Below are 23,578 nucleotides of genomic sequence, written 5' to 3'. Positions count from 1 at the left end.
CACCGCCACCCCCGTCCGCCCCACCCGAGAGGAGGCGACCGCATGTACGAAGGCATCGTCCAGGAGCTGATCGACGAGCTCGGCCGGCTCCCCGGCATCGGTCCGAAGTCCGCCCAGCGCATCGCGTTCCACATCCTGCAGACCGAGACGTTCGACGTCACCCGGCTCGCCGAGATCCTGCTCGAGCTGCGCGGCCGTGTGCACTTCTGCGACATCTGCGGGAACGTGGCGGAGGAGGCGACCTGCGGGATCTGCCGCGATCCGCGCCGCAGCCGCGCCGTCATCTGCGTCGTGGAGGAGGCGAAGGACGTCCCGGCGATCGAGCGCACCCGCGAGTTCCGCGGGCTCTACCACGTGCTCGGCGGCGCGATCAGCCCGATCGACGGCATCGGCCCGGATCAGCTCCGCATCCGCCAGCTGCTGCAGCGGCTCGCGGACGGCGAGGTGCAGGAGGTCATCATCGCGACCGACCCGAACCTCGAGGGCGAGGCGACGGCGACCTATCTCTCGCGCATGCTCAGCACCCTCGGCATCCGCATCACCCGTCTGGCCTCCGGGCTGCCCGTCGGCGGAGACCTCGAGTACGCCGACGAGATCACCCTCGGCCGCGCCTTCGAGGGCCGCCGGCTCGTCGAGAACTGACGCGGCCGCCGGAGTCGCATGACCGCTCCGGCATGCGGTCGACCGGTAGACTCGCCCGTCGGGTCGCGACGGCGGTCCAGCCACCGACACGGGAGCAGCACGTGAGCCTGATCGTCCAGAAGTTCGGCGGGTCCTCCGTCGCCGACGCGGAGAGCATCAAGCGGGTCGCGAAGCGGATCGTCGCCACCAAGCAGGCGGGCAACGACGTGGTCGTCGCCGTCTCGGCCATGGGCGACACCACCGACGACCTGCTCGAGCTCGCCCACCAGGTCACGCCCATCCCCGCCCCTCGCGAGCTCGACATGCTGCTCTCCTCGGGCGAGCGCATCTCGATGGCGCTGCTGGCGATGGCGATCAAGAGCATGGGCTTCGAGGCCCGCTCCTTCACCGGCAGCCAGGCCGGCATGATCACGGACGCGCAGCACGGCGCCGCCCGCATCGTCGACATCACCCCGGTCCGCCTCCGCGAGGCGCTCGACGAGAACGCCGTCGTCATCGTCGCGGGCTTCCAGGGCTTCAACCGCGACACGAAGGACATCACCACCCTCGGCCGCGGCGGCTCGGACACCACCGCCGTCGCGCTCGCCGCGGGACTCGGCGCCGACACCTGCGAGATCTACACCGACGTCGACGGCGTCTTCACCGCCGACCCGCGGGTCGTCAAGAAGGCCCGCAAGCTCGATCGCATCACCAGCGAGGAGATGCTCGAGCTGGCCGCCGCGGGAGCGAAGGTGCTGCACATCCGCGCCGTCGAGTTCGCCCGCCGCCACGGAGTCACGCTCCACGTGCGCTCCTCCTTCAGCCCCAATGAGGGCACCATCGTCTACAACGCCGAGACCGCCGGCGCCGAGCAGAACGGACAAGCCGTGGAAGAGCCCATCATCGCCGGAGTCGCCGCCGACCTGAACGAGGCGAAGATCACCGTCGTCGGAGTCCCCGACATCCCGGGCAAGGCCGCGCAGATCTTCACGATCGTGGCCAAGACCGGCTCCAACATCGACATGATCGTGCAGAACGTGTCGGCTGCGGCCACCGCCCGCACCGACATCTCGTTCACCCTGCCCAAGGCCGACGGCCAGACGGTCCTCATGGCTCTCAACGCCGAGAAGGACGAGGTCGGCTTCGAGTCCCTGCAGTACGACGACCAGATCGCCAAGCTCGCGCTCGTGGGCGCCGGGATGCGCACCAACGCCGGCGTCTCCGCGAAGCTGTTCCGCTCCCTCTACGAGGCCGGGATCAACATCGAGATGATCTCCACGAGCGAGATCCGCATCTCGGTCGTCACCCGCGCCGACACCGTGAACGAGGCTCTGCGCGTCGTGCACACCGCCTTCGGGCTCGACGCCGAGGACGAGGCCGTCGTCTACGCCGGCACCGGCCGCTGACGGCCGGACACCCTCGCGATCCGGCCGTTCCTCCCGAGCGGCCGGACCGACCGGTACCCTCTCCCTCGATCCCCCCGCCACGAGCGGCCCGCGCGCCGCACGGACGAAAGAGCACAGCATGAGCAGCACCCCCCTCCACGTGGGCGTCGTCGGCGCGACCGGCCAGGTCGGGAAGGTGATGCGCCGCCTCCTCGAGGAGCGCGACTTCCCGATCGCGTCCATCCGCTTCTTCGCCACCGCCCGCTCGGCGGGCACGACGCTGCCGTTCCGCGGCGAGGACGTCGTGGTCGAGGACGTGGAGACCGCCGATCCGTCGGGGCTCGACATCGCCCTGTTCTCGGCCGGAGCCACGGGATCGCGCGCGCAGGCGCCCCGCTTCGCCGCGGCCGGCGTCACCGTGATCGACAACTCCAGCGCCTGGCGGATGGACCCCGAGGTCCCGCTGGTCGTCAGCGAGGTGAACCCCCACGCCATCGACCAGGCGGTCAAGGGCATCATCGCCAACCCCAACTGCACCACGATGGCCGCGATGCCGATCCTCAAGGTCCTCGACCGCGAGGCGGGGCTCACGCGCCTGATCGTCAGCACCTACCAGGCCGTGTCCGGCAGCGGGCTGGCCGGAGCGAACGAGCTGGCCGGCCAGGTCCGCGCCGCCGTCGCCGACGAGCACCTGCTCGACCTAGTGCACGACGGCTCGGCGGTCGACTTCCCCGCGCCGGACAAGTACGTCGCCCCGATCGCCTTCGACGTCATCCCCTTCGCGGGGAGCCTGGTCGAGGACGGCTCGAACGAGACCGACGAGGAGAAGAAGCTCCGTAACGAGAGCCGCCGCATCCTCGAGCTCCCGGAGCTGCTGGTCTCGGGCACCTGCGTGCGCGTCCCCGTGTTCACCGGCCACTCGCTCTCCGTCAACGCCGAGTTCGCCTCCGCCCTCAGCCCCGAGCGTGCTCGCGAGTTGCTGGCCGACGCGCCCGGCGTCGTGCTGCGCGAGGTGCCGACTCCGCTGGAGGCCGCGGGCAAGGACCCGAGCTTCGTCGGCCGCATCCGCGCCGACGAGGGCGCCCCGGAGGGACGCGGCCTCGCGCTCTTCATCAGCAACGACAACCTCCGCAAGGGCGCGGCCCTGAACGCCGTGCAGATCGCCGAGCTCATCGCGGCGAAGCAGCCCGTCTCCTGACCGGCGTGGACGGGGCCGGCGCTGAGCGCTCCGGCCCCTTCCGGGTGGAAAAGCCGCGAATTTGATGGGGGAGCGGGGCCCCTCCCCGCCGCGGCGTCCGCGGGCGAGCGTAAACTCGACTCTCGTGAACTCCTCGGAACCGGTCGACGTCGCCCTCATCGGTGGGGGCATCATGAGCGCCACGCTCGGCGCCCTCATCACCCAGCTGCAGCCCGACTGGACGATCGCCGCCTACGAGCGCCTCGGCGACGTGGCGCAGGAGTCGTCGAACCCGTGGAACAACGCGGGCACCGGTCACGCGGCCCTCTGCGAGCTGAACTACATGCCCGAGGCGGCCGACGGCTCCGTCGACCCGGCCAAGGCGATCCAGATCAACGAGCAGTTCCAGATCTCGCGCCAGTTCTGGTCGAGCCTGGTGGAGTCGGGCGACATCCTCGAGCCCTCCAGCTTCATCAACCCGGCGCCGCACATGACCTTCGTGCACGGCGAGGCCAACGTCGAGTACCTCCGGAAGCGCTACGAGGCGCTCAAGGACCAGCCGCTGTTCGCCGGCATCGAGTTCACCGAGAGCGTCAAGACCATCCACGAGTGGGCGCCCCTGCTGATGGAGCAGCGTCCCGCCGGCGGCGGCCCCTACGCGGCGACGCGCATGCCGGCCGGCACCGACGTCGACTTCGGCTCGCTGACCCACCAGCTGTTCGACCACGTCGTCGCCCACGGCGGCACGCTCGACACCGGCCGCGAGGTCACCGACATCACCCGGCAGAAGGACGGCACCTGGCGCCTCGACCTCAAGCAGGTCGTCGGAGGCACGCCCCAGTCGGTGACCGCCCGCTTCGTCTTCGTCGGCGCCGGCGGCGGTGCGCTGCACCTCCTGCAGAAGTCGGGCATCCCCGAGATCAAGGGCTTCGGAGGCTTCCCGATCTCGGGCCAGTTCCTCCGCACCGACAACCCCGAGCTGGTCGCCCGGCACAAGGCGAAGGTCTACGGCAAGGCCGCCGTCGGCGCGCCCCCGATGTCGGTGCCGCACCTCGATGCGCGCGTCGTCGACGGCGAGTCGTCCCTCCTCTTCGGCCCCTACGCGGGCTTCACGCCCAAGTTCCTGAAGCGGGGCTCGTGGCTCGACCTGCCCCTGTCGATCCGGCCGCACAACATCGGCCCGATGCTCGCGGTCGCCCGCGACAACCTCGACCTGATGAAGTACCTGATCGGCGAGGTGCTCGCCGGCCGTGGCAAGAAGATGAAGGCCCTGCGCGAGTTCCTGCCCACCGCCCGCGACGAGGACTGGTACCTGATCACCGCCGGCCAGCGCGTCCAGGTGATGAAGAAGGACGAGAAGAAGGGCGGCGTGCTGCAGTTCGGCACCGAGGTCATCACCGGAGGGGACGGCACGATCGCCGGCCTGCTCGGCGCCTCGCCCGGAGCCTCGACCGCCGTGCCGATCATGCTCGACATCGTGCAGAAGTGCTTCCCCGACCGGATGAAGGCCTGGGAGCCGCGGATCCGCGCGCTGGTGCCGAGCTACGGCTCGACCCTCAACGACGCGCCCGAGAAGGCCGAGCAGACGGTCACCGCGACCGCCGAGACGCTGGAGCTGTCCGCCTCGGTCTGATCGGCTGCGATCCGTTCGAACGTATGTTCTAATGGCTCCATGAGGTGGAGCGGGCAGTCGATCGGCACGGCCGACGAGGCCGCCCTGCCCGGCCTCGTCAAGCTCACCGACCTGGTGCGGACGGTGCGCACGCCGGAGTTCGAGGGCGTCACCTTCTACGAGGTGCTCGCGAAGTCGGCGCTCAACCGCGTGCACACCTCCTCGAAGATGCCGTTCGGCTGGAGCATCAACCCGATGCGCGGCTGCACCCACGCCTGCACCTACTGCTTCGCCCGGCCCACGCACGAGTACCTCGAGTTCGACGGCGGCCGCGACTTCGACTCGCAGATCGTCGTGAAGGTGAACGTCGCCGAGGTCCTCACCCGGGAGCTCGCGAAGCCGAGCTGGGAGCGGCACCCCGTGGCACTCGGCACCAACACCGATCCGTACCAGCGCGCCGAGGGCCGCTACCGGCTGATGCCGGGCATCATCGCCGCGCTCGCCGCCTCGGGCACCCCGATCTCGATCCTCACGAAGGGCTCGCTGCTGCGGCGAGACCTGCCGCTGCTCCGCGAGGCCGCCGAGCACGTCCCGGTCGACCTCGGAGTGTCGATCGCCGTCTACGACGAGGGCCTCCAGCGCTCCGTCGAGCCGGGTGCGCCGACCGCGGCGGCCAGGCTGGCGACGGTCACCGCGGCACGGGAGGCCGGCTTCGACTGCTCGGTGTTCCTGATGCCGATCCTGCCGTTCCTCACCGACACCCGGGCGCACCTCGACGAGTCGCTCCGGGCCTGCCGCGAGGCGGGCGCCAGCACGATCATGTACTCGACTCTCTACCTCAAGCCCGGGGTGAAGGAGTGGTTCCTGCAGTGGCTCGGGCAGGAGCACCCCGAGCTGGTCGACAAGTACCGAGCGCTCTACCCGGGCCGCGACGCCTACGCGCCTCTCGAGTACCGGCGCTGGCTCTCCGCGCGCATCCGCCCGCTGATGCGCGCGCACGGGCTCGAGCGCGGCGAGGAGGACCCGGCCACCGGCTCCGTCAAGTCCTCCGCCCTGAATTCGCTGGGGACGCTGCGGACCCTCGGCGGCGAGCGGCGCTCCCTCCAGCACGACGGGCTGCTGGTCGGGGAGCTCGGGCCGGAGCGCGCCGCGATCCTGCCCGGCGTCGGGCAGCCGACGCTGTTCTGAGCCGGGGGCGGGCCCGGCCGCGGCTAGGATCGTCCGCATGGTCACCCGCTCCGGTGAGCCCTCGGGCTCCTCCGCCCGGAGCGCCCGCGACGCGCCACCCCGTGCGGTCCGGCTCGGCCTGCTCGACCCGCGCGAGGACCTGCTCGCGGCGACGAGCGCGTGGATCCGCACCCACGCCCCGGACTTCGAGGTCGTCGTGGCCGCCTCCACCTGGCACGACCTGGTGACGAGCGATGTCTTCCCCACCCAGGTGGTCGTGATGGACGTCGAGCTGCGCGAGCCGATCTCGATCGAGGCGCGGATCCGGACCTGCCGGGCGGCGGGAGCCGCGGTCGTGGCGCTCTCCGCGAGCGAGGACGACGAGGTCCGCGAGCGCGCCCTGAAGGCCGGAGCCGTGCGGCACCTGGCGAAGTCGCGCCTGCTCGCTGAGGTGATGGAGCAGACCCGCGCTGCTCTCGAGATGCGCTCGGCCGACGTCTCGTCCGCGCAGTGGCGGCCCCTGCCGTCCGGAGTCGCGGCGCAGCAGCGCCCACGGCTCAGCGCCGGCGAGCTGGAGGCGCTGCGCCTCTACGCGTCCGGATCGAGCACCCCCGAGGTCGCCGCCAAGATGAACGTGCAGTTCGAGACCGCAAAGACCTACCTGCAGCGAGTGCGCCGCAAGTACGTCGCGGTCGGCAGGCCCGCGAGCCGCCGGGCCGACCTGATCCGCCGCGCCGGCGAGGACGGGTTCCTCCCGTGACCGGCCCCTGCTCACCCCGGGGGCCCCGCCCCCGGACCCGCCCCGAGGAGACCTGATGGCCAAGCTGTACTTCCGCTACGGAGCGATGAACAGCGGGAAGAGCACGTCGCTCCTGCAGGCCGCGCACAACTACGAGGAGCGCGGGCACCGGGTGCTGCTGGCCAAGCCGGCCGTCGACACGAAGGGCGAGGAGCTGATCGTGTCGCGGCTCGGCGTGACCCGTCCGGTGGACATCCTGTTCGAGCCCGACGGGGACCCGGTGGCCGTCTTCACCGCCGCCCGGGCCCGCGTGCTGGCCGAGTCGAAGCGCGACGTGAGTGCTCTGCTCGTCGACGAGGCGCAGTTCCTGCCGGAGTCGCACGTCGATGATCTGCTCCGGATCGCCATCCTCGAGAACGTGCCCGTCCTGGCGTACGGCATCCGCACGGACTTCCGCACCGCCGCGTTCCCGGGAAGCAGGCGGCTCCTGGAGATCGCCCACAGCCTCGAGGAGCTGAAGACGATCTGCCGGTGCGGGCGCAAAGCGATCTTCAACGGGCGCGTCGTGGACGGCCGCTTCGTGTTCGACGGCGATCAGGTCGCGATCGACGGAACGGCGGTCACCTACGAGTCGCTGTGCGGCGCGTGCTACCTCCAGGAGAGCCGCGGCCGGCTCCGCGGGTGACCGGTCGAGCGTTCCTCACCGGCGCGACACCCCTCCGAAACGAGGAAGTGGGTAGCCTGACGACGTGACAACACCGGAAACGGAATTACGCCTTTCGAAGCAGCAGGAAAGGTCGGGGGAAACGATGACGGCGCAAGGGGCACCGCTGAGGCGTCGGCCGTCGTGGGAGCAGGACTACCGGCGACGGCTGCTCATCACGGACGTCGTCGCGATCGTCCTCTCCGTCTTCGGCACGCAGCTCTTCTGGTTCGACCTGAACCTGAACTCGGACCTGGGGTTCAAGAACCCCGCCGACATCGCGGTCAGCTACACCTGGGTGTCCGTCGCCCTGTCGGTCGGCTGGCTCCTCGCCCTCCAGGTCTTCGACACGCGCGACCGCCGGATCGTCGGCACCGGCTACGTCGAGTACCGCCGCGTCGTCGACGCCTCCATCTGGCTCTTCGGCATCGTCGCGATCATCGCCTACCTGCTCCAGATCCTGCTCGCGCGCGGCTACATCATCACGGCGTTCCCCGCCGGGATCGTGCTGATCTGCGTCGGCCGCCTGGTCTGGCGCTCCTGGCTCACCCGGCAGCGCCGGGCGGGCCGCTTCTCGAGCCAGGTCGTGCTCCTCGGCTCCCGCGCGAGCGTCCTGCACACCGCACGCGAGCTGCGCCGCGGCACCGAGGCCGGCTACAAGCTCGTCGGCGCCGTCTCGACCTCGGTCGGCGGTGCGGACGCGCTGCGGAGCGAGCAGGAGCTCTCGGGCCTCGCGGTCCACGGGTTCACCGGGATCGACGGCGTCCGCGCCGTGATGGACGCCACCGGCGCCGACACGGTGGTCGTCACGAGCTCCGACGAGCTGGCGCCGCAGCGGATCCGCGAGCTGAGCTGGACGCTCGAGCCCGGGCGCGAGCACCTCGTCGTGGCGCCGAGCCTCACCGACATCGGCGGTCCGCGCATCCACACCCGCCCCGTCGCGGGCCTTCCGCTGATCCACGTCGAGACCCCGCGCTTCGACGGCCGCCAGCGGTTCGCCAAGCGCCTCTTCGACATCCTCGCGTCGACCATGCTGATCATCCTCAGCGCGCCGGTGCTCGTCGTCGTCGCCGTGCTGGTCAAGGTCACCAGCCCCGGGCCCGTGCTCTTCCGGCAGGAGCGCATCGGTCTGAACGGCGCGACCTTCGAGATGCTGAAGTTCCGCTCGATGGTCGTCGACGCGGAGGCGCGACTGGCGGCTCTCGCGTCGCAGCAGCGTGCGGAGGGGAACTCGATCCTCTTCAAGATGGCGAAGGACCCGCGCGTCACCCGGGTGGGCGCGATCCTCCGGCGCTTCAGCCTCGACGAGCTGCCCCAGTTCCTGAACGTCTTCCGCGGCGACATGTCCCTGATCGGCCCCCGCCCGCCGCTGGCCCGCGAGGTCGAGCAGTACGAGGAGCACGTGCACCGCCGCTTCCTGATGAAGCCGGGCATCACCGGGCTCTGGCAGGTCAGCGGACGCTCGAACCTCTCGTGGGAGGACACCGTCCGCCTCGACCTGTACTACGTCGAGAACTGGTCGATGACCGGCGACATCGTCATCCTCTTCAAGACCGCGCGCGCCGTCCTCGCCCGCGACGGGGCGTACTGATCGCCGGGGGGAGGGGCGCCGAGCCCCGCACCCTGTCCGTCTCGGTCCTCGAGACCCCGTTCCGCGTGGTCTTCGGACGCGGCGTCGGCGACGAGGACGCGGCGCGGATCGCCGACAGCTGGGCCGCCTGCGCGTCCGAGCCCGACGCGGGAGCACGCGACGTCCTCGCCGAGGTGGGGCACGATCCCTCCGTCCCGGTCGACGGCTCGCCCCGGGTCTCGAGCGCCACGCTCGCGCAGCTCGAGGAGTCCCTGACCTCGACCCTGACCCTCGAGGCGATCGGCGCCCGGCGCGCCGACCTGCTGATGCTCCACGCCTGCGGGATCTCCGACGAGTCCGGCCGCGTGCTGGCCTTCGTCGCCGCCTCCGGGACCGGCAAGACCACCATCGCCCGGACGCTCGGGTCCCGCTTCGGCTACGTCACCGACGAGACGGTCGGCGTGACCCCGGAGGGGCGCGTCCTGCCCTATCCCAAGCCGCTGTCGGTGAAGCCGCTGACCGGATCGGCGCCGAAGGCGCAGCTGGCCCCCGGGTCGCTCGCCCTCCGACCGGTCCCGGAGGCGCCCCTGCGTCTGGCGGGCGTCCTCCTGCTCGAGCGCCGCGACGGCGTCGGGACGCCCTTCCTCGAGCACGTCGACCCGGTCGACGCGATCGAGGATCTGGTGCCGCAGACCTCGTACCTCTCGGCCCGACCGCGGCCGATCGCCGATCTCGTCCGCACCCTCTCGGCGCTGGGCGGCGTCCGGCGACTGGTCTACTCCGAGGCCGCGAGCGTGGTGCACCTGGTCGAGGAGGTCTTCGCGTCCCTCGGCGCCGAGGCCCCGTCCGCCTGGTCCGACGTGGTCTCCGTGCAGCTCGACCCTGTGGGCGAGGCCCTGCCCGGCACCGTCCTGCGCACCCCTGCGGACGACGCGGTGGAGCTCGCCGACGGCCAGCTGCTCGTGTTCTGCGGCGGCACCCTCGTGCGCCTGTCCGGCATCGGCCCGACGATCTGGCGCCACGCCGGCCGGGGCTCCGATCTGCCCGGTCTCGTCGCCGCGGTGCTCGAGGAGGCGGGCCCGCCGCCCGCCGGCGTCGATGCGGAGGCGGTCGTCGAGTCGGCGGTCGTCGAGCTCGAGGGCCTCGGAGTGATCACGAGAGGGACTCCGCCGGAGCCCACCCCCGACAGGTGGCACGGTTGACGCGCCTGGCGCCGAGGGCGCGGAAGCGCTGTGTCAGAATTCGGAAGAACCCGTCGCCGGCGCCCGCCGCGTGATCCGTACCAGCGAAGGAAATCTGACTCTGTGGAACTTCGAGACGTCCTCCGGCTGCTGCGCGACCACTGGATCCCGATCGTCGCGGCGATCCTCCTCGGCACTCTCGTCGCCTTCGGCTGGTCGCTGACGCAGAAGCCGCGGTACGTCGCCGACTCGCAGGGCCTGGTCTCCGTCGCCACCACCGGTGCCGACGACAGCCAGGCGATCTACACGCAGCAGATCGCGCAGTCCGTCGCCAAGTCGAGCCTCGCCACGTACGTCCCGATCGCCACCTCGCGCGACGTGGCGCAGATCGCGATCGACAGCCTCGGCCTCGACGTCTCGCCCGCCACGCTGATCTCGGCGATCACGGTGCAGGCCGACACGGTCGCCCCGGTGATGAAGGTCAGCGCCACCGCCTCCACCCCCGAGGGCGCGCAGAAGCTCGCCGACGCCTGGGTCGCGGCCATCGCCACCAAGGTGCAGCAGGTCAACCAGGAGACGGGCGTCGGCGACACGGTCTCCCTCACCGTTCTGCAGGCCGCGGCGCTCCCGTCCTCGCCGGCGTTCCCGAACCTGCGCCTCGTCCTCGCGGTCGGCGCGCTCGCGGGCCTCGTCCTCGGTCTCGTCTACGCGTTCGTCCGCAACACGCTGGACCGGCGCATCCGCACCGCCGAGATGGTCGAGCGCCTGTTCGACCTCCCCGTGGTCGGCACCCTCCCCGTCGACAAGCGCCTCAGCGAGACCAACCGCATCGTCCCCGAGGCCGACACGACCGACTACATCAAGGCCGACGGCAAGCACGCACTCGCCGAGGCGCTGCGCGAGCTCCGCACGAACCTGCAGTTCATGAACATCGACAGCCCGCCGCGCATCATCGTCGTGACGAGCCCGCTGCCCTCGGACGGCAAGTCGACGGTGACCGCGAACCTCGCGGTGACGCTCGCCGCCTCCGGCCAGCGGACCGTCGTCGTCGATGGCGACCTCCGCAAGCCCACCGTCGCCAAGTCGTTCGGCCTCGTTCCCGGCGTCGGCCTGACCGACCTGCTGATCGGCAAGGCGGAACTGCAGGACGTCCTGCAGCCGTGGGGCCCGTCCGGCAACCTCTGGGTGCTCGGAGCCGGGTCGATCCCGCCGAACCCGTCCGAGCTGCTCGGCTCCAACGGCATGGACATCCTCCTGCACGAGATCGCTCGCGAGGCCATCGTGATCGTCGATGCGCCGCCGCTCCTGCCCGTCACGGACGGCGCCATCCTCACCGCCCGCACCGACGGCGCGCTCGTGGTCATCTCCGCGGGCAGGACGACGACCGACGAGCTGGGCAAGGCGATCCAGAACATCGAGCGGGTCAGCGGCCACACCCTCGGCGTGATCCTCAACCGCGTGCCCGCGCGCGGCCAGGTCGGCCGGGGCTACGGCTACTACTACACGAGCTACTACGGCTCCGAGCGATCGGGTGCCCGCCCGGACACGGCCGTCGAGCCCGAGCCCGCGTCGACCTCGGCCTGAGCGCCCCGCGATGATCTTCCCGGGAGACGACTCCGCCCGCCCCGCCCGCCGGAGCTGGCGACCGGACGAACCGGTCGCCGCCTCCGCCGCCCCCGTCTTCACCGTGCTCTCGGTCTGCACCGGCAACATCTGCCGGTCGCCGATGGCGGAGCAGCTGCTGCGCGCCGCACTCGCCGACGCGACATCACCCGCGGGAGGTCCGCTCTTCGCGTTCACGAGCGCCGGAGTGAGGACGCGCGACGGACTGCCGATGGACCCGGTCTCGGCCCGCTTCTCGGCTCAGCACGGGGGAGACCCGGCCGCGCACACGAGCGCGGTGCTCGGCGACGCGATCGTCGGCGACGCCGACCTCCTGCTCACGATGACGCGCGACCACCTGGTCGACGCCTCCCGGCGCTTCCCGTCGCTCCTCCTCCGCGGCTTCACGCTGCTCGAGTTCGCCCGCGTGCTGCCGTTCGTGCTGCGGGAGGTGCCGCTGCCGACGGTCGAGGACCCCGCCGCGCGGCTCCGCGCCGTCGTGCGGCTCGCCGCCGCCCACCGCGGGCGCGCCCCGCGGGGCGAGGGCGGCGACGACATCGAGGACCCGATCGGCCGCAGCGAGGCCGTGCACGAGCGCGTGGCGGCGCAGATCGCGGCGGCTGTCGCCGACGTCTCCCGCGATCTGAGAGCATTGGCGCGGCGGTAGTCGCGCGTCCGCGGGCGCGCTGACGCCTCGCCGCATCGCATCGCTCCTCCTCACCGTCGCGACCGCGACACGAACCCGCCACGATTCGGAGAACCCCTGTGAAGCTTTCTGTCATCGGCTGCGGCTACCTCGGTGCCGTCCACGCTGCCGCCATGGCCGAGCTCGGCCACGACGTCATCGGCATCGACGTCGACCAGAAGAAGATCGACGCCCTGGCCGCCGGCACCGCGCCGTTCTTCGAGCCCGGCCTCCCGGAGCTGCTGTCCTCCGGCGTCGCCTCCGGGCGCCTGCGCTTCTCGACCGACATGGCCGACGCCGCCGGTGCGGCCGTGCACTTCGTCGCCGTCGGCACCCCGCAGAAGCCGGGCGAGAACGCCGCGGACATGACCTACGTCGACTCGGCGATCGACGGTCTCCTGCCCTACCTCGAGGCGGACTCCCTCGTCGTCGGCAAGTCGACCGTCCCCGTCGGCACCGCCGCCCGCCTGGCCGACCGCATCGCCTCCTCCGGTGCGACCCTCGCCTGGAACCCCGAGTTCCTCCGCGAGGGCTTCGCGGTCAAGGACACGATCAGCCCCGACCGGCTCGTCTACGGCGTGCCCGCGGGCGAGGCCGGAGCAGCGGCGAAGGCGACCCTCGACGAGGTCTACGCGACGGCGCTCGCGGCCGAGACCCCGCTCGTGGTCACCGACTACGCCACCGCCGAGCTGGTGAAGGTCTCGGCCAACGCCTTCCTCGCGACCAAGATCTCGTTCATCAACGCGATCGCCGAGATCGCGGAGGTCACCGGCGCGGACGTCACGCAGCTCGCCGACGCGATCGGCTACGACGTGCGGATCGGCCGCCGCTTCCTGAACGCGGGCATCGGCTTCGGAGGCGGCTGCCTCCCGAAGGACATCCGCGCCTTCTCTGCCCGCGCCGACGAGCTCGGCGTCGGCGAGTCCGTCGCCTTCCTCAAAGAGGTCGACGCGATCAACCTGCGTCGCCGTCAGCGCGTCGTCGACCTCGTCACCGAGGGCCTGGGCGGCTCCGTCGAGGGCCGCCGCATCGCGGTGCTCGGTCTGGCGTTCAAGCCGGAGTCGGACGACATCCGCGACTCGCCGTCGCTCGACGTCGCCGCTCGCCTGCACGACCTCGGTGCGACCGTGGTCGCGACCGACCCCGAGGCGATCGAGAACTCGCGCCGCCGCTACCCCGAGATCACCTACACGACCGACGTCGACGAGGCGCTGGCCGGTGCCGACGCCGTGGTCGTCGTGACGGAGTGGAAGCAGTTCCGCGCCCTCGACCCCGCGGCCACGGCGGCGAAGGTGGCCAACACCTTCCTCGTCGACGGTCGCAACTGCCTCGACCCCGCCGCCTGGCGTGCGGCCGGCTGGGAGTACCGCGGCCTCGGCCGCTGACGCGGCGGAGCCGTCGTCTCAGCGGACGCGGCTCGGCTGATCCGCCACCACGCCGGAGGTGCCGCGGAGGGGGATGTGCGCGAAGGCGTCGTCCCACTCCGCCGCCCTCCGGCGTCGTCGTGCGCGGACGACCATCCGGAGCAGGACGCCGGCGACCGCGCCGAGAAGCGCGCCGGAGGTGTTCATCACGACGTCGTCGACGGTCGCGAAGCGCGCCGAGAGGAAGAGCAGCTGGCCCGCCTCGATCAGCGAGCTCACGACGGCGCCGACGGCCACAGCGACCCACGCCCTCCGGAGCCGCAGGTTGAGGGCCAGGAGCAGCCCCAGGGGCACGAACAGGGCGATGTTGGCGGTCGACTCGATGAACGCGTAGTCGACCATCGGGAGGCCGTGCCGGGCGAACCAGGAGGTCACCCGGCCGAGATCCCCCCGCACTCCCGCATCGACGGGCGTCGGCCAGAAGGCGATCGCTGCGAGCGCGACCACGTAGGGCACGCTGATGGCGAGGGTGAGGCGGGTGAGCGACCGGGTCACGGTGCTCCTCTCGTCGGTCGTCGGGCGGGGGCGGCGACGACGGCGGAAGAACAGTCTCGCTCCCGGCTGCTGGGATCGGGCCGGGAGGCGCGGGGGAGTGGGCCGAAGGCACGGCCGTGCGCAGGACGCTCGGGACGCCGACAGGGGTGCTCGAGCCGGAGAGCGCGGGGCGGTGATCGCGCCGGCTCCGTCGTCGCCCGGGCTCCGGCCCGGGCGAGCATCCGCCTGCGGGCGAGCCCCGCCACAGCAGAATTCCGAGAACGCCCCGGGAACGACGAAGCCCGGCCGGATCATCGATCCTGGCCGGGCTTCTCACCGGTCGGGGTAGCGGGATTCGAACCCACGACCTCCTCGTCCCGAACGAGGCGCGCTACCAAGCTGCGCCACACCCCGGTGTGCTCATCACGGAGAACCGCTCACGAGCCTCGACAATAGTAGCCGATTTCCGGACCGCCGTCGGACACCCCTCGTCAGGCCGCCGGAGTGAGCGTGACGAGGGTCACCTCGGGCCGGCAGGCGAAGCGCACCGGTGCGTAGATCGAGGTGCCGACTCCGGCGGACACGTTAAGGTACGAGCTGCGCAGTCCGTTGTCCCACGTCGTCGAGCCGGCGACCTTGTCGCGCGGGATGTCGCAGTTGGTGACGAGGGCGCCGAAGCCCGGGACGCAGACCTGCCCGCCGTGCGTGTGCCCGGCGAGGATCACCTCGGCGCCGCGGGCGACGAAGTCGTCGAGGATGCGCTGGTAGGGCGCGTGCGCCACGCCGATGCTGACCCCGGCCGGTCCGTCCTCCGCGCCGCGCAGCTCGTCCACGGCTCCGGCGACGAGGTCGATGCGGTCGAGGCCGATGTGCGGGTCGTCGACGCCGAAGAACTCGATGCGCGTCCCCTTCACCGTGATGCTCTCGGCGCGGTTGTTGAGGTCCACCCAGCCGAGCCCGTCCGAGAAGAAGCCGGTCAGCCCGTCGGTGTCGAGATCGGCCTCGTGCTGCTTGGGGTTCTTGGAGGGGCCGACGAAGTAGCGGAGCGGGTTCTTGATCCGAGGGCCGAAGTAGTCGTTGGATCCGTTGACGAAGGCGCCGGGGATCCCGGCGAAGGGCTCCAGGGCCCGGCGGATGCCGAGCACGCCGTCGCGGTGGCCGAGGTTGTCGCCGGTGTCGACCACGACGTCGGGCGCCAGGGCGAGGAGCGAGCGGATCCACTCCTGCTTCTTCGTCTGCCACGGGGCCATGTGCAGGTCCGACACGTGCAGGACGCGGATCGGCTCGGAACCGGCGGGCAGCACCGGGAACGACGTGCGCCGGACGGTGAACAGCGTCCGCTCGACGCCGATGCCCCAGGCCGCGGCGACGGCTCCGGCCGCGGCGACGGTCGCGAGGGCGGTGGTGAGGGGGCGACGGGTGCGTCCGGTCATGGGTCCTTCTCTCGCACGTCGGCCGCGAGCGCGGCCGCGTTCATTCTGCCGGACGCTCCCTCGGGAGCAGCCGGGTGTGCGGGGGCTCAGCCCGCGCGGGGCGGGGCGCCCGGTCCGGCGCTGATCTGCAGGGTGATCTCCGCGCCCCGGGAGACGCGCGACCCGGCGGGCGGGTTCGTCTGCGCGACCGTCCCTGCCGGGCGGTCGGAGGGGACCGGAGAAGTGTCGACGCGGACCGTGAAGCCGACGGAGCGCAGGCGTGCGGCCGCCGCAGTGGGGCTCTGGCCGGTGACCTGGGGCACGGCCTCCTGCGGAGCGTCGACGAGCGAGCGGACCGGAGCCGGGAACGCCGTCCCGCCGTACTTGGCGTCGGCGATGCGCATGATGCGCGGCCAGATCTGGTGGCGCACCTGACCGGCGTTCACCCGGTTGAGACTGAATCCGCGCATGGAGGTGAAGCCGGTCACGTTGCCGACCCAGGTGGCGGTGGCGACCTCGGTGCTCGCGCCGACCATCCACGTGTGCAGCGCGTCGTCCGTGGTGCCGGTCTTGCCGATGTGCGGCACCCCGGTGCGGGGGTTGGAGGGGGCGCCGGTGCCGCCCGTCACCACCTGCTGCAGGGCGTAGCCGGCGGTCGCGGCCACCTCCTCGGACATCCCCTGGCTGCACTCGGAGGCGGGCGGCGCGACGTCGGCGCCCGTGCGGTCGACGATGCGGTCGATCGCGATGGGCGTGCAGACGGTGCCCTTGTTCGCGAAGCCGGCGAAGGCCGTGGCCATCGTGAGCGGAGCGATCTCGTTGGTGCCGAGGATGGTCGGCGCGAGCTTCTGCAGCTCGGTCCCGTCGGCACGGTGCACGCCCATCGCCAGCGCCGTGTTGCGGATGCCGCAGAGGTCCAGCTGCTGGGCCATGGCGGCGAACGAGGTGTTGATCGAGCCGGTCGTGGCCTGCAGGGCCGTGGTCACTCCTCCGTTGCCGCCCTCGTCGTTCCCGGGGTTCCAGGACTCGCCGTAGTAGACGCCGTCGGGCTCGCAGCTGTCACGGAAGGTCGTGTAGGCGCGGCGGGTGCCGTCGACGCTCTCGCCGAGCGAGTGCCCCTCCTGCAGCCACTCCGCCAGGGTGAACACCTTGTAGGTCGAGCCGACCTGGAATCCCGAGGATCCGCCGTACCCGAAGTCGGTGTTGTAGTTGACGCTCGTGTAGTTGGGGCCCGTCAGGTCCGGATCGTTGGAGTAGTCCTTGTTCTGGGTCATCGCGAGGATGCGGCCGGTGCCGACCTCGACCGAGACGCTCGCGCTGCCGATGTTCACGTTCGCCATCGACTTGGGCACCCAGTCGTCGGTGGCCGAGACGGCGGCCTGCTGCAGGTCGGAGTCGAGGGTCGTGTGGATCCGGTAGCCGCCGCGCTTGAAGGTGGCGTCGCGCTCGTCCTGGCTCGCACCGAACGCGTCGTCGTTCTTGATGACCCAGGTGACGTAGTCGCAGAAGAAGGCCGCCACTCCGGCCGTCTGGCAGCCGGTGCTCGGCTCGGTGATGTCCGGCGTCACGGGCTCGGCGACGGCCGCCTGCGCCTGCTCGGACGTCACCTTCGACTCGAGGTCCATGCGGGTGACGATGTAGTCGCGCCGGTCCCGGGTCTGCGGGTAGCCCTCCGCGGCGGGGTTCGCCGGGTCGCCGGGCCGGTCGAAGCGGAACTTCTCGGGGTTGTTCACGATCGCGACGAGCGCGGCGGACTGCGCGAGCGAGAGGTCCTTCGCGCTCACTCCGAAGTAGTAGCGGGCAGCCGCCTCGACGCCGTAGACGGTGCCGCCGAACAGGGCGATGTTGAGGTAGCCCAGCAGGATGTCGTTCTTCGGGTACTCCTTCTCGAGCCCGATGGCGAGCCGCATCTCGGCGACCTTGCGCTCCGGAGTGGTCTCCGTGGCCTCGCGGTAGGCCGCGTCGCGCTCGATCGGATCGCTGAGCGCCTCCGCCTTCTGCACGAGCACGTTCTTGACGTACTGCTGCGTGATGGAGGAGCCGCCCTGGACGTCCCCGCCCATGGCCGTCGTCGCGGCCGCGCGGACGGTGCCGAGCAGATCGATGCCGCCGTGCTCGTAGAAGCGGGGGTCCTCGGAGGCGACCACGGCGTCCTTCACGAACGGCGAGATCTCGTCCCAGCCCACCTCGACGCGGTTCTGGGCGTAGAAGGAGGCGAGCAGCACGTCGCCGCCGGAGGAGTCCTTCGCGTACACGTCGCTCTTCTCGGCGAGCGTGCCGATCTCGAGGTACTCGGGGAGGTTGTCGAACATCTCCACCGTGTTGCCGGCGGCCATGCCGCTCAGCGCGATCGCCGGCGTCACCGAGGCGGCCACCAGGACTCCCGCGACGACGCTCATGGCGACGATGCCGATCAGACCGCCGACGGCGCCCCCGATGGTCTTCACGACTCTGGTCCCGCCCTGCCCCGACATAGAATCAGCGTAGTCGCCGCGCTCGGACGAGCCGCGGCGCTCATCCCGCCGACGCGCGGCGCCCAGCAGTCGTCCCGCACCGGCCGCACCCGAGGAGAGCCATGTCCGTCCCGCGCTGGGAGTACATCACCACCCCGCTGATGATCCACAACACCACGGCGATCCTGAACACCTGGGGATACGAGGGCTGGGAGCTGGTCCAGATCGTGACCGGTCCCGAGGGCGGCCTCGTCGCGTACCTCAAGCGCCCCGTCGCCGAGGCCGGCGCGTGATCGCCGAGCGTCTCGCGGAGCTCGGCGTCGAGCTGCCGGCGGTCGCGGTCCCCGCCGGCGCCTACGTCCCCGCCGTCGTGCACGGCGGCCTCGTCTACACGGCCGGGCAGATCCCCTTCGTCGACGGCTCTCTGCCGATGGTCGGCAAGGTCGGCGACGAGGTGTCGCCCGAGCAGGCGAAGGACCTGGCCCGCACCTGCGCCCTCAACGCGCTCGCGGCCGTCGCCGACGCGATCGGATCGCTCGACCGGGTGACGCGGATCGTGAAGCTCACCGGCTTCGTCGCGTCCGCCTCCGGCTTCACCGGGCAGCCCGGCGTGATCAACGGCGCCTCGGAGCTGCTCGGCGACGTGTTCGGCGAGCCCGGCCGTCACGCGCGCTCGGCCGTCGGGGTGGCGGAGCTGCCCCTCGGCGCTCCCGTCGAGGTCGAGCTGATCGTCGCCTTCGACTGACGCACCGCCCCCTCCGGCCCACGCGGCGGGAGGGGGCGGCGCCCGGTCAGTCCGCGGCGATCGCGGAGGAGATCACCGCCATGACCTGCGTGTCCGCGAGCGTCGTCGTGTCGCCCACGGCGCGTCCCTCCGCCACGTCGCGCAGCAGCCGGCGCATGATCTTCCCCGAGCGGGTCTTGGGCAGCTCCTGCACCACGAAGATCCGCTTCGGGCGGGCGATCGCGCCGATGTGCTCGGCGACGTGCGCCTTCAGGGTGGCCTCGAGCTCGTCGTGCCCGTGGGCCAGCGCCTCGGCCTGGCTCGCCTTCGCGATCACGAACGCGACCACGGCCTGGCCGGTGGTCTCGTCCGCGGCTCCCACGACGGCCGCCTCGGCGACGACCGGGTGCGAGACGAGGGCCGACTCGATCTCGGCCGTCGAGAGGCGGTGGCCGGAGACGTTCATCACGTCGTCCACGCGCCCCAGGAGCCAGAGGTCGCCGTCCTGATCACGACGCGCTCCGTCGCCCGCGAAGTAGCGGTCGCCGAACTTCGACCAGTAGGTCTCGACGTACCGCTCCGGGTCGCCCCAGATGCCGCGCAGCATCGCCGGCCAGGGCTCGGTGATCACGAGCAGTCCGCCCTCGTCGGCGCCGACCGGCGTCCCGGAGTCGTCGACCACGTCGATCGAGATCCCCGGCAGAGCGACCTGCGCGGACCCGGGCTTGAGAGTCGTCACCCCGGGCAGGGGGGACACCATCATCGCGCCGGTCTCGGTCTGCCACCACGTGTCGACGATGGGGGTGCGGCCGCCGCCGATGACGTCGCGGTACCAGACCCACGCCTCCGGGTTGATCGGCTCGCCGACCGATCCGAGCAGGCGAAGGCTCGAGAGGTCGAAGCGCTGCGGGATCTGTCGGCCGAGCTTCATGAAGGAGCGGATCGCCGTGGGCGCCGCGTAGAGGATCGTCACGCCGTGCTTCTCGACGATCTCCCACCAGCGGCCGGGATGCGGGCTGTCCGGAGTGCCCTCGTACATCACCTGGGTGGCGCCGTTGGCGAGCGGGCCGTAGACGACGTAGCTGTGCCCGGTGATCCAGCCCACGTCCGCGGTCGACCAGTAGACGTCCGACTCGGGGTGCAGGTCGAAGACCGCGCGGTGCGTGAAGGCGACCTGGGTGAGGTACCCGCCGCTGGTGTGCAGGATGCCCTTGGGCTTCCCGGTCGTGCCGCTCGTGTAGAGGATGAAGAGGGGCTGCTCGGCGGGGAACGGCTTCGCGACGTGGTCGGCGTCGACCGCCACGATCTCCTCGTGCCACCAGAGGTCGCGCCCCTCGTGCCAGGCGACCTCGTTGCCTCCGCGGCGCACGACCAGGACGTGCTGGACGCTGGACTCGCCGCCGAGGGCGAGCGCGGCGTCGACCGCCGGCTTCAGGGGCGAGACGGCGCCCTTGCGCCAGCCGCCGTCGGCGGTGATGACGAGTGTCGCCTCCGCGTCGTCGATGCGCGCGCGCAGGCTCTCGGCGCTGAAGCCGCCGAAGACGACGGAGTGGACCGCCCCCAGCCGGGCGACGGCCAGCATCGCGATGACCGCCTCCGGGATCATGGGCAGGTAGATCGCGACGCGGTCGCCGGCGCGGACGCCGAGGCTCGTGAGCAGGTTCGCGGCGCGCTTCACCTCGGCGGTGAGCTCGGCGTAGGTGATCGAGCGGGAGTCGCCGGGCTCGCCCTCCCAGTGCAGGGCGACGCGGTCGCCGTGGCCGGCCAGGACGTGGCGGTCGAGGCAGTTGTAGGCCACGTTCAGCTCACCGTCGTCGAACCACTTCGCGAACGGGGGGTCGCTCCAGTCGAGGGTGCGCGTGAACGGTCGGTGCCAGTGCAGGAGCTCTCGGCTCCGGTCGGCCCAGAAGGCGAGGCGGTCGGCCGCGGCCTCGTCGTAGAGCGCGGCGGTCGCGACCGCTCCGGCGGCGAGATCGGCCGGCGGCGGGAACCGGCGGGTCTCGTGGAGGAGGTTGTCGATGGCGTTCCGGTCGGCGGCCGGGGCGTCGGGGGGAGTGGACATCTGCGATTCGCTCCTTCGCGAGTGAGACGTTCGCCGGCCCGCGCGGTCGGCGTCGCACCACCGTAGCGCCCGCCTCCAGCGCGGATCGCCGAGCGCCGCAAGCTGGGTGCGGGGCGGGTGTCGGATAAGAGTCCGCAGAGAACAGGATCCGGGCTTGGCGAATCGCGATCCGTCCCCTACAGTTGCATACGGCCGAATGAACTTCGGCCCAGCGGCGCAAGTGATTCCCCCCAATCCAGCGCCGCCGAGGCGGCACCTGTTCCCCCCAATGGGTGCCGCCCCCTTCTTCCCGCCGGATCCTGCGGAGGGACGCCCCCGCTCGAGCCCTGCTCGCGGGGGCGTTTCCGCGTTGCCGGGACGTCTCCTCGTCGACTGGGCTTCTCTGCGCCGTGGGGCCCCTCCTCGGAGCGGCTCCCTGCCCAGAGCCCCGGGCCGCCCCTGCGCGCGCGTCCGGCCCGGGTCGTTCCTCCACAGGCGCCGACGCGGGCGTCTCTCCTCCGATCGGGCAGGGAGCGCCCCGGCGCGCGGAACAGGCTCCTAGCGTGCCGGGATGACCCGCGACTTCGTCCCCCTCGTCCCCGCCGAGCACCGCCGCGACCCGCTGCCGGTGCGGCCCGCCGCCGCCGGTCTCGGGCTGCTCGCGCCGCACGCCGCGGATCCCGCGGTGACCGACCTCTTCGTGAACGGCGGCGCGGGCCTCTGGATCGACCGGGGCGGTGGTGCGGAGCGGGTTCCGGAGTGGACGCTCGACGCCGCCGGAGCACGGCGGCTGGCCGTCGCGCTGGTCGCGGCCGGTGGACGGCACGTCGACGAGGCGAGCCCGTGCGTGGACGTCAGGCTCCGCCACGGGGTCCGCGTGCACGTCGTGCTGCCGCCGGTGGCGACCGGGGGAGCGCTCGTGTCGGTGCGGGTGCCGCGGTCGGACTCCTGGACGCTCGGGGAGCTGCAGGCGGCCGGGATGCTGGACGACGACGGAGTGCGGCTTCTGTGCCGGGCGGTCCGCGAGCGGTGGAACCTGCTGATAACGGGAGCCGGTGGATCAGGCAAGACCACCCTGCTCGGCGCCCTGCTCGGGTGCGCGGCGCCGACCGAGCGGATCGTGGCCATCGAGGACGTCGGCGAGCTCCGGCCGGCGCACCCGCACGTCGTCTCGCTCGAGGCGCGGCAGCCCAACCTCGAGGGCGCCGGTGCCGTGGGCCTGGACCGGCTCGTGCGGGAGGCGCTGCGGATGCGTCCGGACCGCCTGGTCCTCGGCGAGTGCCGCGGCGTCGAGCTGCGCGAGCTGCTGTCCGCGCTGAACACCGGGCACGACGGCGGTGCGGGGACCCTCCACGCGAACTCCCTCGAGGACGTGCCCGCGCGTCTCGAGGCGCTCGGGGTCCTCGCGGGACTCGGGCCCGAGGCGATCGCCCGCCAGACGGTCAGCGCGATCGACCTGGTGCTCCACCTCGAGCGCCGCGACGGGCGGCGGCGGCTGGCGGCATTCGGGACGTTCGCGCTCGACGCGGCCGGCCGCCTGAGGGTCGAGGACGGGTCGCTCCCGAGCGCCTCGAGGTCGAGCGCGTGACGGGCCGCGACGGGCTGGACGAGGTCGCGGCCGTCGTGCACCGACTGGCCGTCCTCCTCGCGGCGGGAGTGGCTCCCGCGTCGGCCCTCGGGCATCTCGCGGGGGCGGAGGGGGCGGACAGCGGGGACGCGCGGCGGCGGCGACTGCTCCGGGCGGTGTCGGAGGAGGCCGGCCGCGGGGGCGACGTGACGGAGGCGCTGCTGCGCGGGACGCCGGTTTCGCGGCGGAGCGGCTCGGAGCGGAAGCGGCCGCGACGGCGAGCGCCGGACACCGGTGAGGCGACCGCGTGGGCGGCGCTGGCCGCCGCGTGGCGGGTGGCCGCCGACTCCGGCGCGCCGGTCGCCGCCGCTCTCGGCGAGCTGGCGGAGTCCCTGCGCGAGCTGGCGCGCGCCCGCCGGGACATCGAGGTGGCTCTGGCCGGTCCCTCCGCCACCGGGAGGGTCGTGAGCGCGCTGCCGCTGGCGGCGCTGGGTCTGGGGGCACTGCTGGGCTTCGACGTGGTCGGCGTGCTCCTCGGGACGGTGCCCGGTGCGGTCTGCCTGGTCGGGGGAGCCGGGTTGATGGCGGCCGCGCACGCGTGGACGCGGCGCCTCGTCCGAAGCGCGGCCCCGGCCGATCCGGCGCCCGGGCTCGCGCTCGACCTCCTCTCGGTGGCGCTGGCCGGTGGCGGCTCGATCGAGTCGTCGCGCGCCCGGGTCGTGGCGGCGCTCGCCGAGTGCGGGCTCGACTCGGGCGAGCGCGTGCTCTCCGACGCGGACCCGGTGCTCGCCCTCTCCGCGGCGGCGGGCGTGCCGGCCGGACGCCTGCTCCGGAGCGAGGCGGCTCTGGTCCGGGCACGGGCGTCCTCCGGGGCGCGGGAGCGAGCCGCTCGGCTCGGCGTGACCCTGATGCTGCCGCTCGGGATCTGCGTGCTGCCGGCGTTCCTGCTGCTCGGAGTGGCTCCGATGGTCGTCTCGGTGCTGCTCTCGACGTTCTCGGTGGCGGCGTGACGCGGTCGACCGCTCCTCCACAGGGGCGGGA

20 protein-coding genes and 1 tRNA gene are annotated in these 23,578 nt (G+C 72.2%); 16 read left to right on the top strand and 5 right to left on the bottom strand.

The features are described from left to right. The first annotated feature begins 42 nt into the window (after nucleotides 1-42). The 12 genes from recR to C5C46_RS14795 all read left to right on the top strand — a co-directional run bounded on the left by recR (nucleotide 43) and on the right by C5C46_RS14795 (nucleotide 13,827). Complete coding sequence (gene recR / locus C5C46_RS14850) at nucleotides 43-642, top strand: recombination mediator RecR (protein ID WP_104222157.1); 600 nt, start codon at nucleotides 43-45, stop codon at nucleotides 640-642. Nucleotides 643-743: 101 nt separating this feature from the next. Further along, entirely contained in the window at nucleotides 744-2,027 is a 1,284-nt protein-coding gene (locus tag C5C46_RS14845; RefSeq protein ID WP_104222160.1) for an aspartate kinase, read from the top strand. Between the two features lie 118 nt (nucleotides 2,028-2,145). After that, entirely contained in the window at nucleotides 2,146-3,204 is a 1,059-nt protein-coding gene (locus C5C46_RS14840) for an aspartate-semialdehyde dehydrogenase (protein ID WP_104227259.1), read from the top strand. A 64-nt stretch (nucleotides 3,205-3,268) separates the two neighbouring features. Then, nucleotides 3,269-4,816: a malate:quinone oxidoreductase gene (locus C5C46_RS14835; RefSeq protein ID WP_104227258.1), complete on the top strand. Its 1,548-nt coding sequence runs from the start codon at nucleotides 3,269-3,271 to the stop codon at nucleotides 4,814-4,816. A gap of 39 nt (nucleotides 4,817-4,855) precedes the next feature. Beyond that, nucleotides 4,856-5,983, top strand: coding sequence for an Rv2578c family radical SAM protein (locus C5C46_RS14830; RefSeq protein ID WP_104227257.1), 1,128 nt, complete (start codon nucleotides 4,856-4,858; stop codon nucleotides 5,981-5,983). 37 nt (nucleotides 5,984-6,020) lie between these two features. Further along, nucleotides 6,021-6,722, top strand: coding sequence for a LuxR C-terminal-related transcriptional regulator (locus C5C46_RS14825; RefSeq protein WP_146079007.1), 702 nt, complete (start codon nucleotides 6,021-6,023; stop codon nucleotides 6,720-6,722). A 55-nt stretch (nucleotides 6,723-6,777) separates the two neighbouring features. After that, nucleotides 6,778-7,386 (top strand): thymidine kinase, encoded by a 609-nt coding sequence (locus tag C5C46_RS14820; RefSeq protein WP_104227256.1) that lies wholly within the window; start codon nucleotides 6,778-6,780, stop codon nucleotides 7,384-7,386. Between the two features lie 124 nt (nucleotides 7,387-7,510). Further along, complete coding sequence (locus tag C5C46_RS14815) at nucleotides 7,511-8,995, top strand: sugar transferase (protein WP_104222171.1); 1,485 nt, start codon at nucleotides 7,511-7,513, stop codon at nucleotides 8,993-8,995. 65 nt (nucleotides 8,996-9,060) lie between these two features. Then, a complete protein-coding gene (locus tag C5C46_RS14810; protein WP_104227255.1) occupies nucleotides 9,061-10,176 on the top strand; it encodes a hypothetical protein in 1,116 nt (371 codons plus the stop codon). A 102-nt stretch (nucleotides 10,177-10,278) separates the two neighbouring features. Beyond that, on the top strand, nucleotides 10,279-11,739 hold the full coding sequence (locus tag C5C46_RS14805; RefSeq protein ID WP_181027156.1) for a polysaccharide biosynthesis tyrosine autokinase: 1,461 nt from the start codon (nucleotides 10,279-10,281) through the stop codon (nucleotides 11,737-11,739). Nucleotides 11,740-11,749: 10 nt separating this feature from the next. After that, entirely contained in the window at nucleotides 11,750-12,424 is a 675-nt protein-coding gene (locus tag C5C46_RS14800) for a low molecular weight phosphatase family protein (protein WP_104227254.1), read from the top strand. A gap of 98 nt (nucleotides 12,425-12,522) precedes the next feature. After that, nucleotides 12,523-13,827 carry a UDP-glucose/GDP-mannose dehydrogenase family protein gene (locus C5C46_RS14795; protein WP_104222179.1) on the top strand — a complete coding sequence of 435 codons (1,305 nt, stop codon included), beginning with the start codon at nucleotides 12,523-12,525 and terminating at the stop codon, nucleotides 13,825-13,827. A gap of 18 nt (nucleotides 13,828-13,845) precedes the next feature. Here the strand turns inward: C5C46_RS14795 and C5C46_RS17315 are convergent, their stop codons facing one another. The 4 genes from C5C46_RS17315 to C5C46_RS14775 form a co-directional block, all read right to left on the bottom strand. Continuing rightward, nucleotides 13,846-14,361, bottom strand: coding sequence for a VanZ family protein (locus C5C46_RS17315; protein WP_258059527.1), 516 nt, complete (start codon nucleotides 14,359-14,361; stop codon nucleotides 13,846-13,848). A 319-nt stretch (nucleotides 14,362-14,680) separates the two neighbouring features. Next, nucleotides 14,681-14,754: transfer RNA gene (locus C5C46_RS14785), tRNA-Pro, on the bottom strand. 77 nt (nucleotides 14,755-14,831) lie between these two features. Next, nucleotides 14,832-15,773, bottom strand: a complete 942-nt coding sequence (locus C5C46_RS14780; RefSeq protein ID WP_104222183.1) for a metallophosphoesterase — start codon at nucleotides 15,771-15,773, stop codon at nucleotides 14,832-14,834. An 86-nt stretch (nucleotides 15,774-15,859) separates the two neighbouring features. Beyond that, nucleotides 15,860-18,226 (bottom strand): transglycosylase domain-containing protein, encoded by a 2,367-nt coding sequence (locus C5C46_RS14775; RefSeq protein WP_104227252.1) that lies wholly within the window; start codon nucleotides 18,224-18,226, stop codon nucleotides 15,860-15,862. Between the two features lie 101 nt (nucleotides 18,227-18,327). Here C5C46_RS14775 and C5C46_RS17050 point away from each other — a divergent pair, with 101 nt between their 5' ends. Next, entirely contained in the window at nucleotides 18,328-18,498 is a 171-nt protein-coding gene (locus C5C46_RS17050; RefSeq protein WP_181136536.1) for a hypothetical protein, read from the top strand. After that, nucleotides 18,495-18,950 (top strand): RidA family protein, encoded by a 456-nt coding sequence (locus C5C46_RS14770; RefSeq protein ID WP_208543619.1) that lies wholly within the window; start codon nucleotides 18,495-18,497, stop codon nucleotides 18,948-18,950. The genes C5C46_RS17050 and C5C46_RS14770 overlap by 4 nt, the downstream gene beginning before the upstream one ends. Nucleotides 18,951-18,996: 46 nt before the next feature. Here C5C46_RS14770 and acs read toward each other — a convergent pair whose 3' ends face one another. After that, a complete protein-coding gene (gene acs, locus C5C46_RS14765; RefSeq protein WP_104227251.1) occupies nucleotides 18,997-20,991 on the bottom strand; it encodes an acetate--CoA ligase in 1,995 nt (664 codons plus the stop codon). A 550-nt stretch (nucleotides 20,992-21,541) separates the two neighbouring features. Here acs and C5C46_RS14760 point away from each other — a divergent pair. Together C5C46_RS14760 and C5C46_RS14755 are read left to right on the top strand one after the other, a co-directional pair. Continuing rightward, the gene (locus C5C46_RS14760; RefSeq protein ID WP_104227250.1) at nucleotides 21,542-22,558 is read left to right on the top strand and encodes a TadA family conjugal transfer-associated ATPase; all 1,017 of its coding nucleotides are present in this window, start codon (nucleotides 21,542-21,544) and stop codon (nucleotides 22,556-22,558) included. Next, entirely contained in the window at nucleotides 22,555-23,547 is a 993-nt protein-coding gene (locus C5C46_RS14755; protein WP_104227249.1) for a type II secretion system F family protein, read from the top strand. Before C5C46_RS14760 ends, C5C46_RS14755 begins: the two co-directional genes overlap by 4 nt. Nucleotides 23,548-23,578 lie beyond the last annotated feature (31 nt).

This window comes from Rathayibacter sp. AY1E6 (genome assembly GCF_002931115.1).
Taxonomy (GTDB): domain Bacteria; phylum Actinomycetota; class Actinomycetes; order Actinomycetales; family Microbacteriaceae; genus Rathayibacter.
Note: the sequence above shows the minus strand (reverse complement) of the source record. Positions and strands in the feature narration are given on the sequence as shown.

Excerpts from the sequence above, each read along its gene's own strand:
- recR (WP_104222157.1), top strand. The coding sequence starts at position 43 with ATGTACGAAGGCATCGTCCAGGAGCTGATCGACGAGCTCGGCCGGCTC.
- C5C46_RS14840 (WP_104227259.1), top strand. The coding sequence starts at position 2,146 with ATGAGCAGCACCCCCCTCCACGTGGGCGTCGTCGGCGCGACCGGCCAG.
- C5C46_RS14835 (WP_104227258.1), top strand. The coding sequence starts at position 3,269 with ATGGGGGAGCGGGGCCCCTCCCCGCCGCGGCGTCCGCGGGCGAGCGTA.
- C5C46_RS14830 (WP_104227257.1), top strand. The coding sequence starts at position 4,856 with ATGAGGTGGAGCGGGCAGTCGATCGGCACGGCCGACGAGGCCGCCCTG.
- C5C46_RS14825 (WP_146079007.1), top strand. The coding sequence starts at position 6,021 with ATGGTCACCCGCTCCGGTGAGCCCTCGGGCTCCTCCGCCCGGAGCGCC.
- C5C46_RS14820 (WP_104227256.1), top strand. The coding sequence starts at position 6,778 with ATGGCCAAGCTGTACTTCCGCTACGGAGCGATGAACAGCGGGAAGAGC.
- C5C46_RS14815 (WP_104222171.1), top strand. The coding sequence starts at position 7,511 with ATGACGGCGCAAGGGGCACCGCTGAGGCGTCGGCCGTCGTGGGAGCAG.
- C5C46_RS14800 (WP_104227254.1), top strand. The coding sequence starts at position 11,750 with ATGATCTTCCCGGGAGACGACTCCGCCCGCCCCGCCCGCCGGAGCTGG.
- C5C46_RS14780 (WP_104222183.1), bottom strand. The coding sequence starts at position 15,773 with ATGACCGGACGCACCCGTCGCCCCCTCACCACCGCCCTCGCGACCGTC.
- C5C46_RS14775 (WP_104227252.1), bottom strand. The coding sequence starts at position 18,226 with ATGTCGGGGCAGGGCGGGACCAGAGTCGTGAAGACCATCGGGGGCGCC.
- C5C46_RS17050 (WP_181136536.1), top strand. The coding sequence starts at position 18,328 with ATGTCCGTCCCGCGCTGGGAGTACATCACCACCCCGCTGATGATCCAC.
- acs (WP_104227251.1), bottom strand. The coding sequence starts at position 20,991 with ATGTCCACTCCCCCCGACGCCCCGGCCGCCGACCGGAACGCCATCGAC.
- C5C46_RS14760 (WP_104227250.1), top strand. The coding sequence starts at position 21,542 with ATGACCCGCGACTTCGTCCCCCTCGTCCCCGCCGAGCACCGCCGCGAC.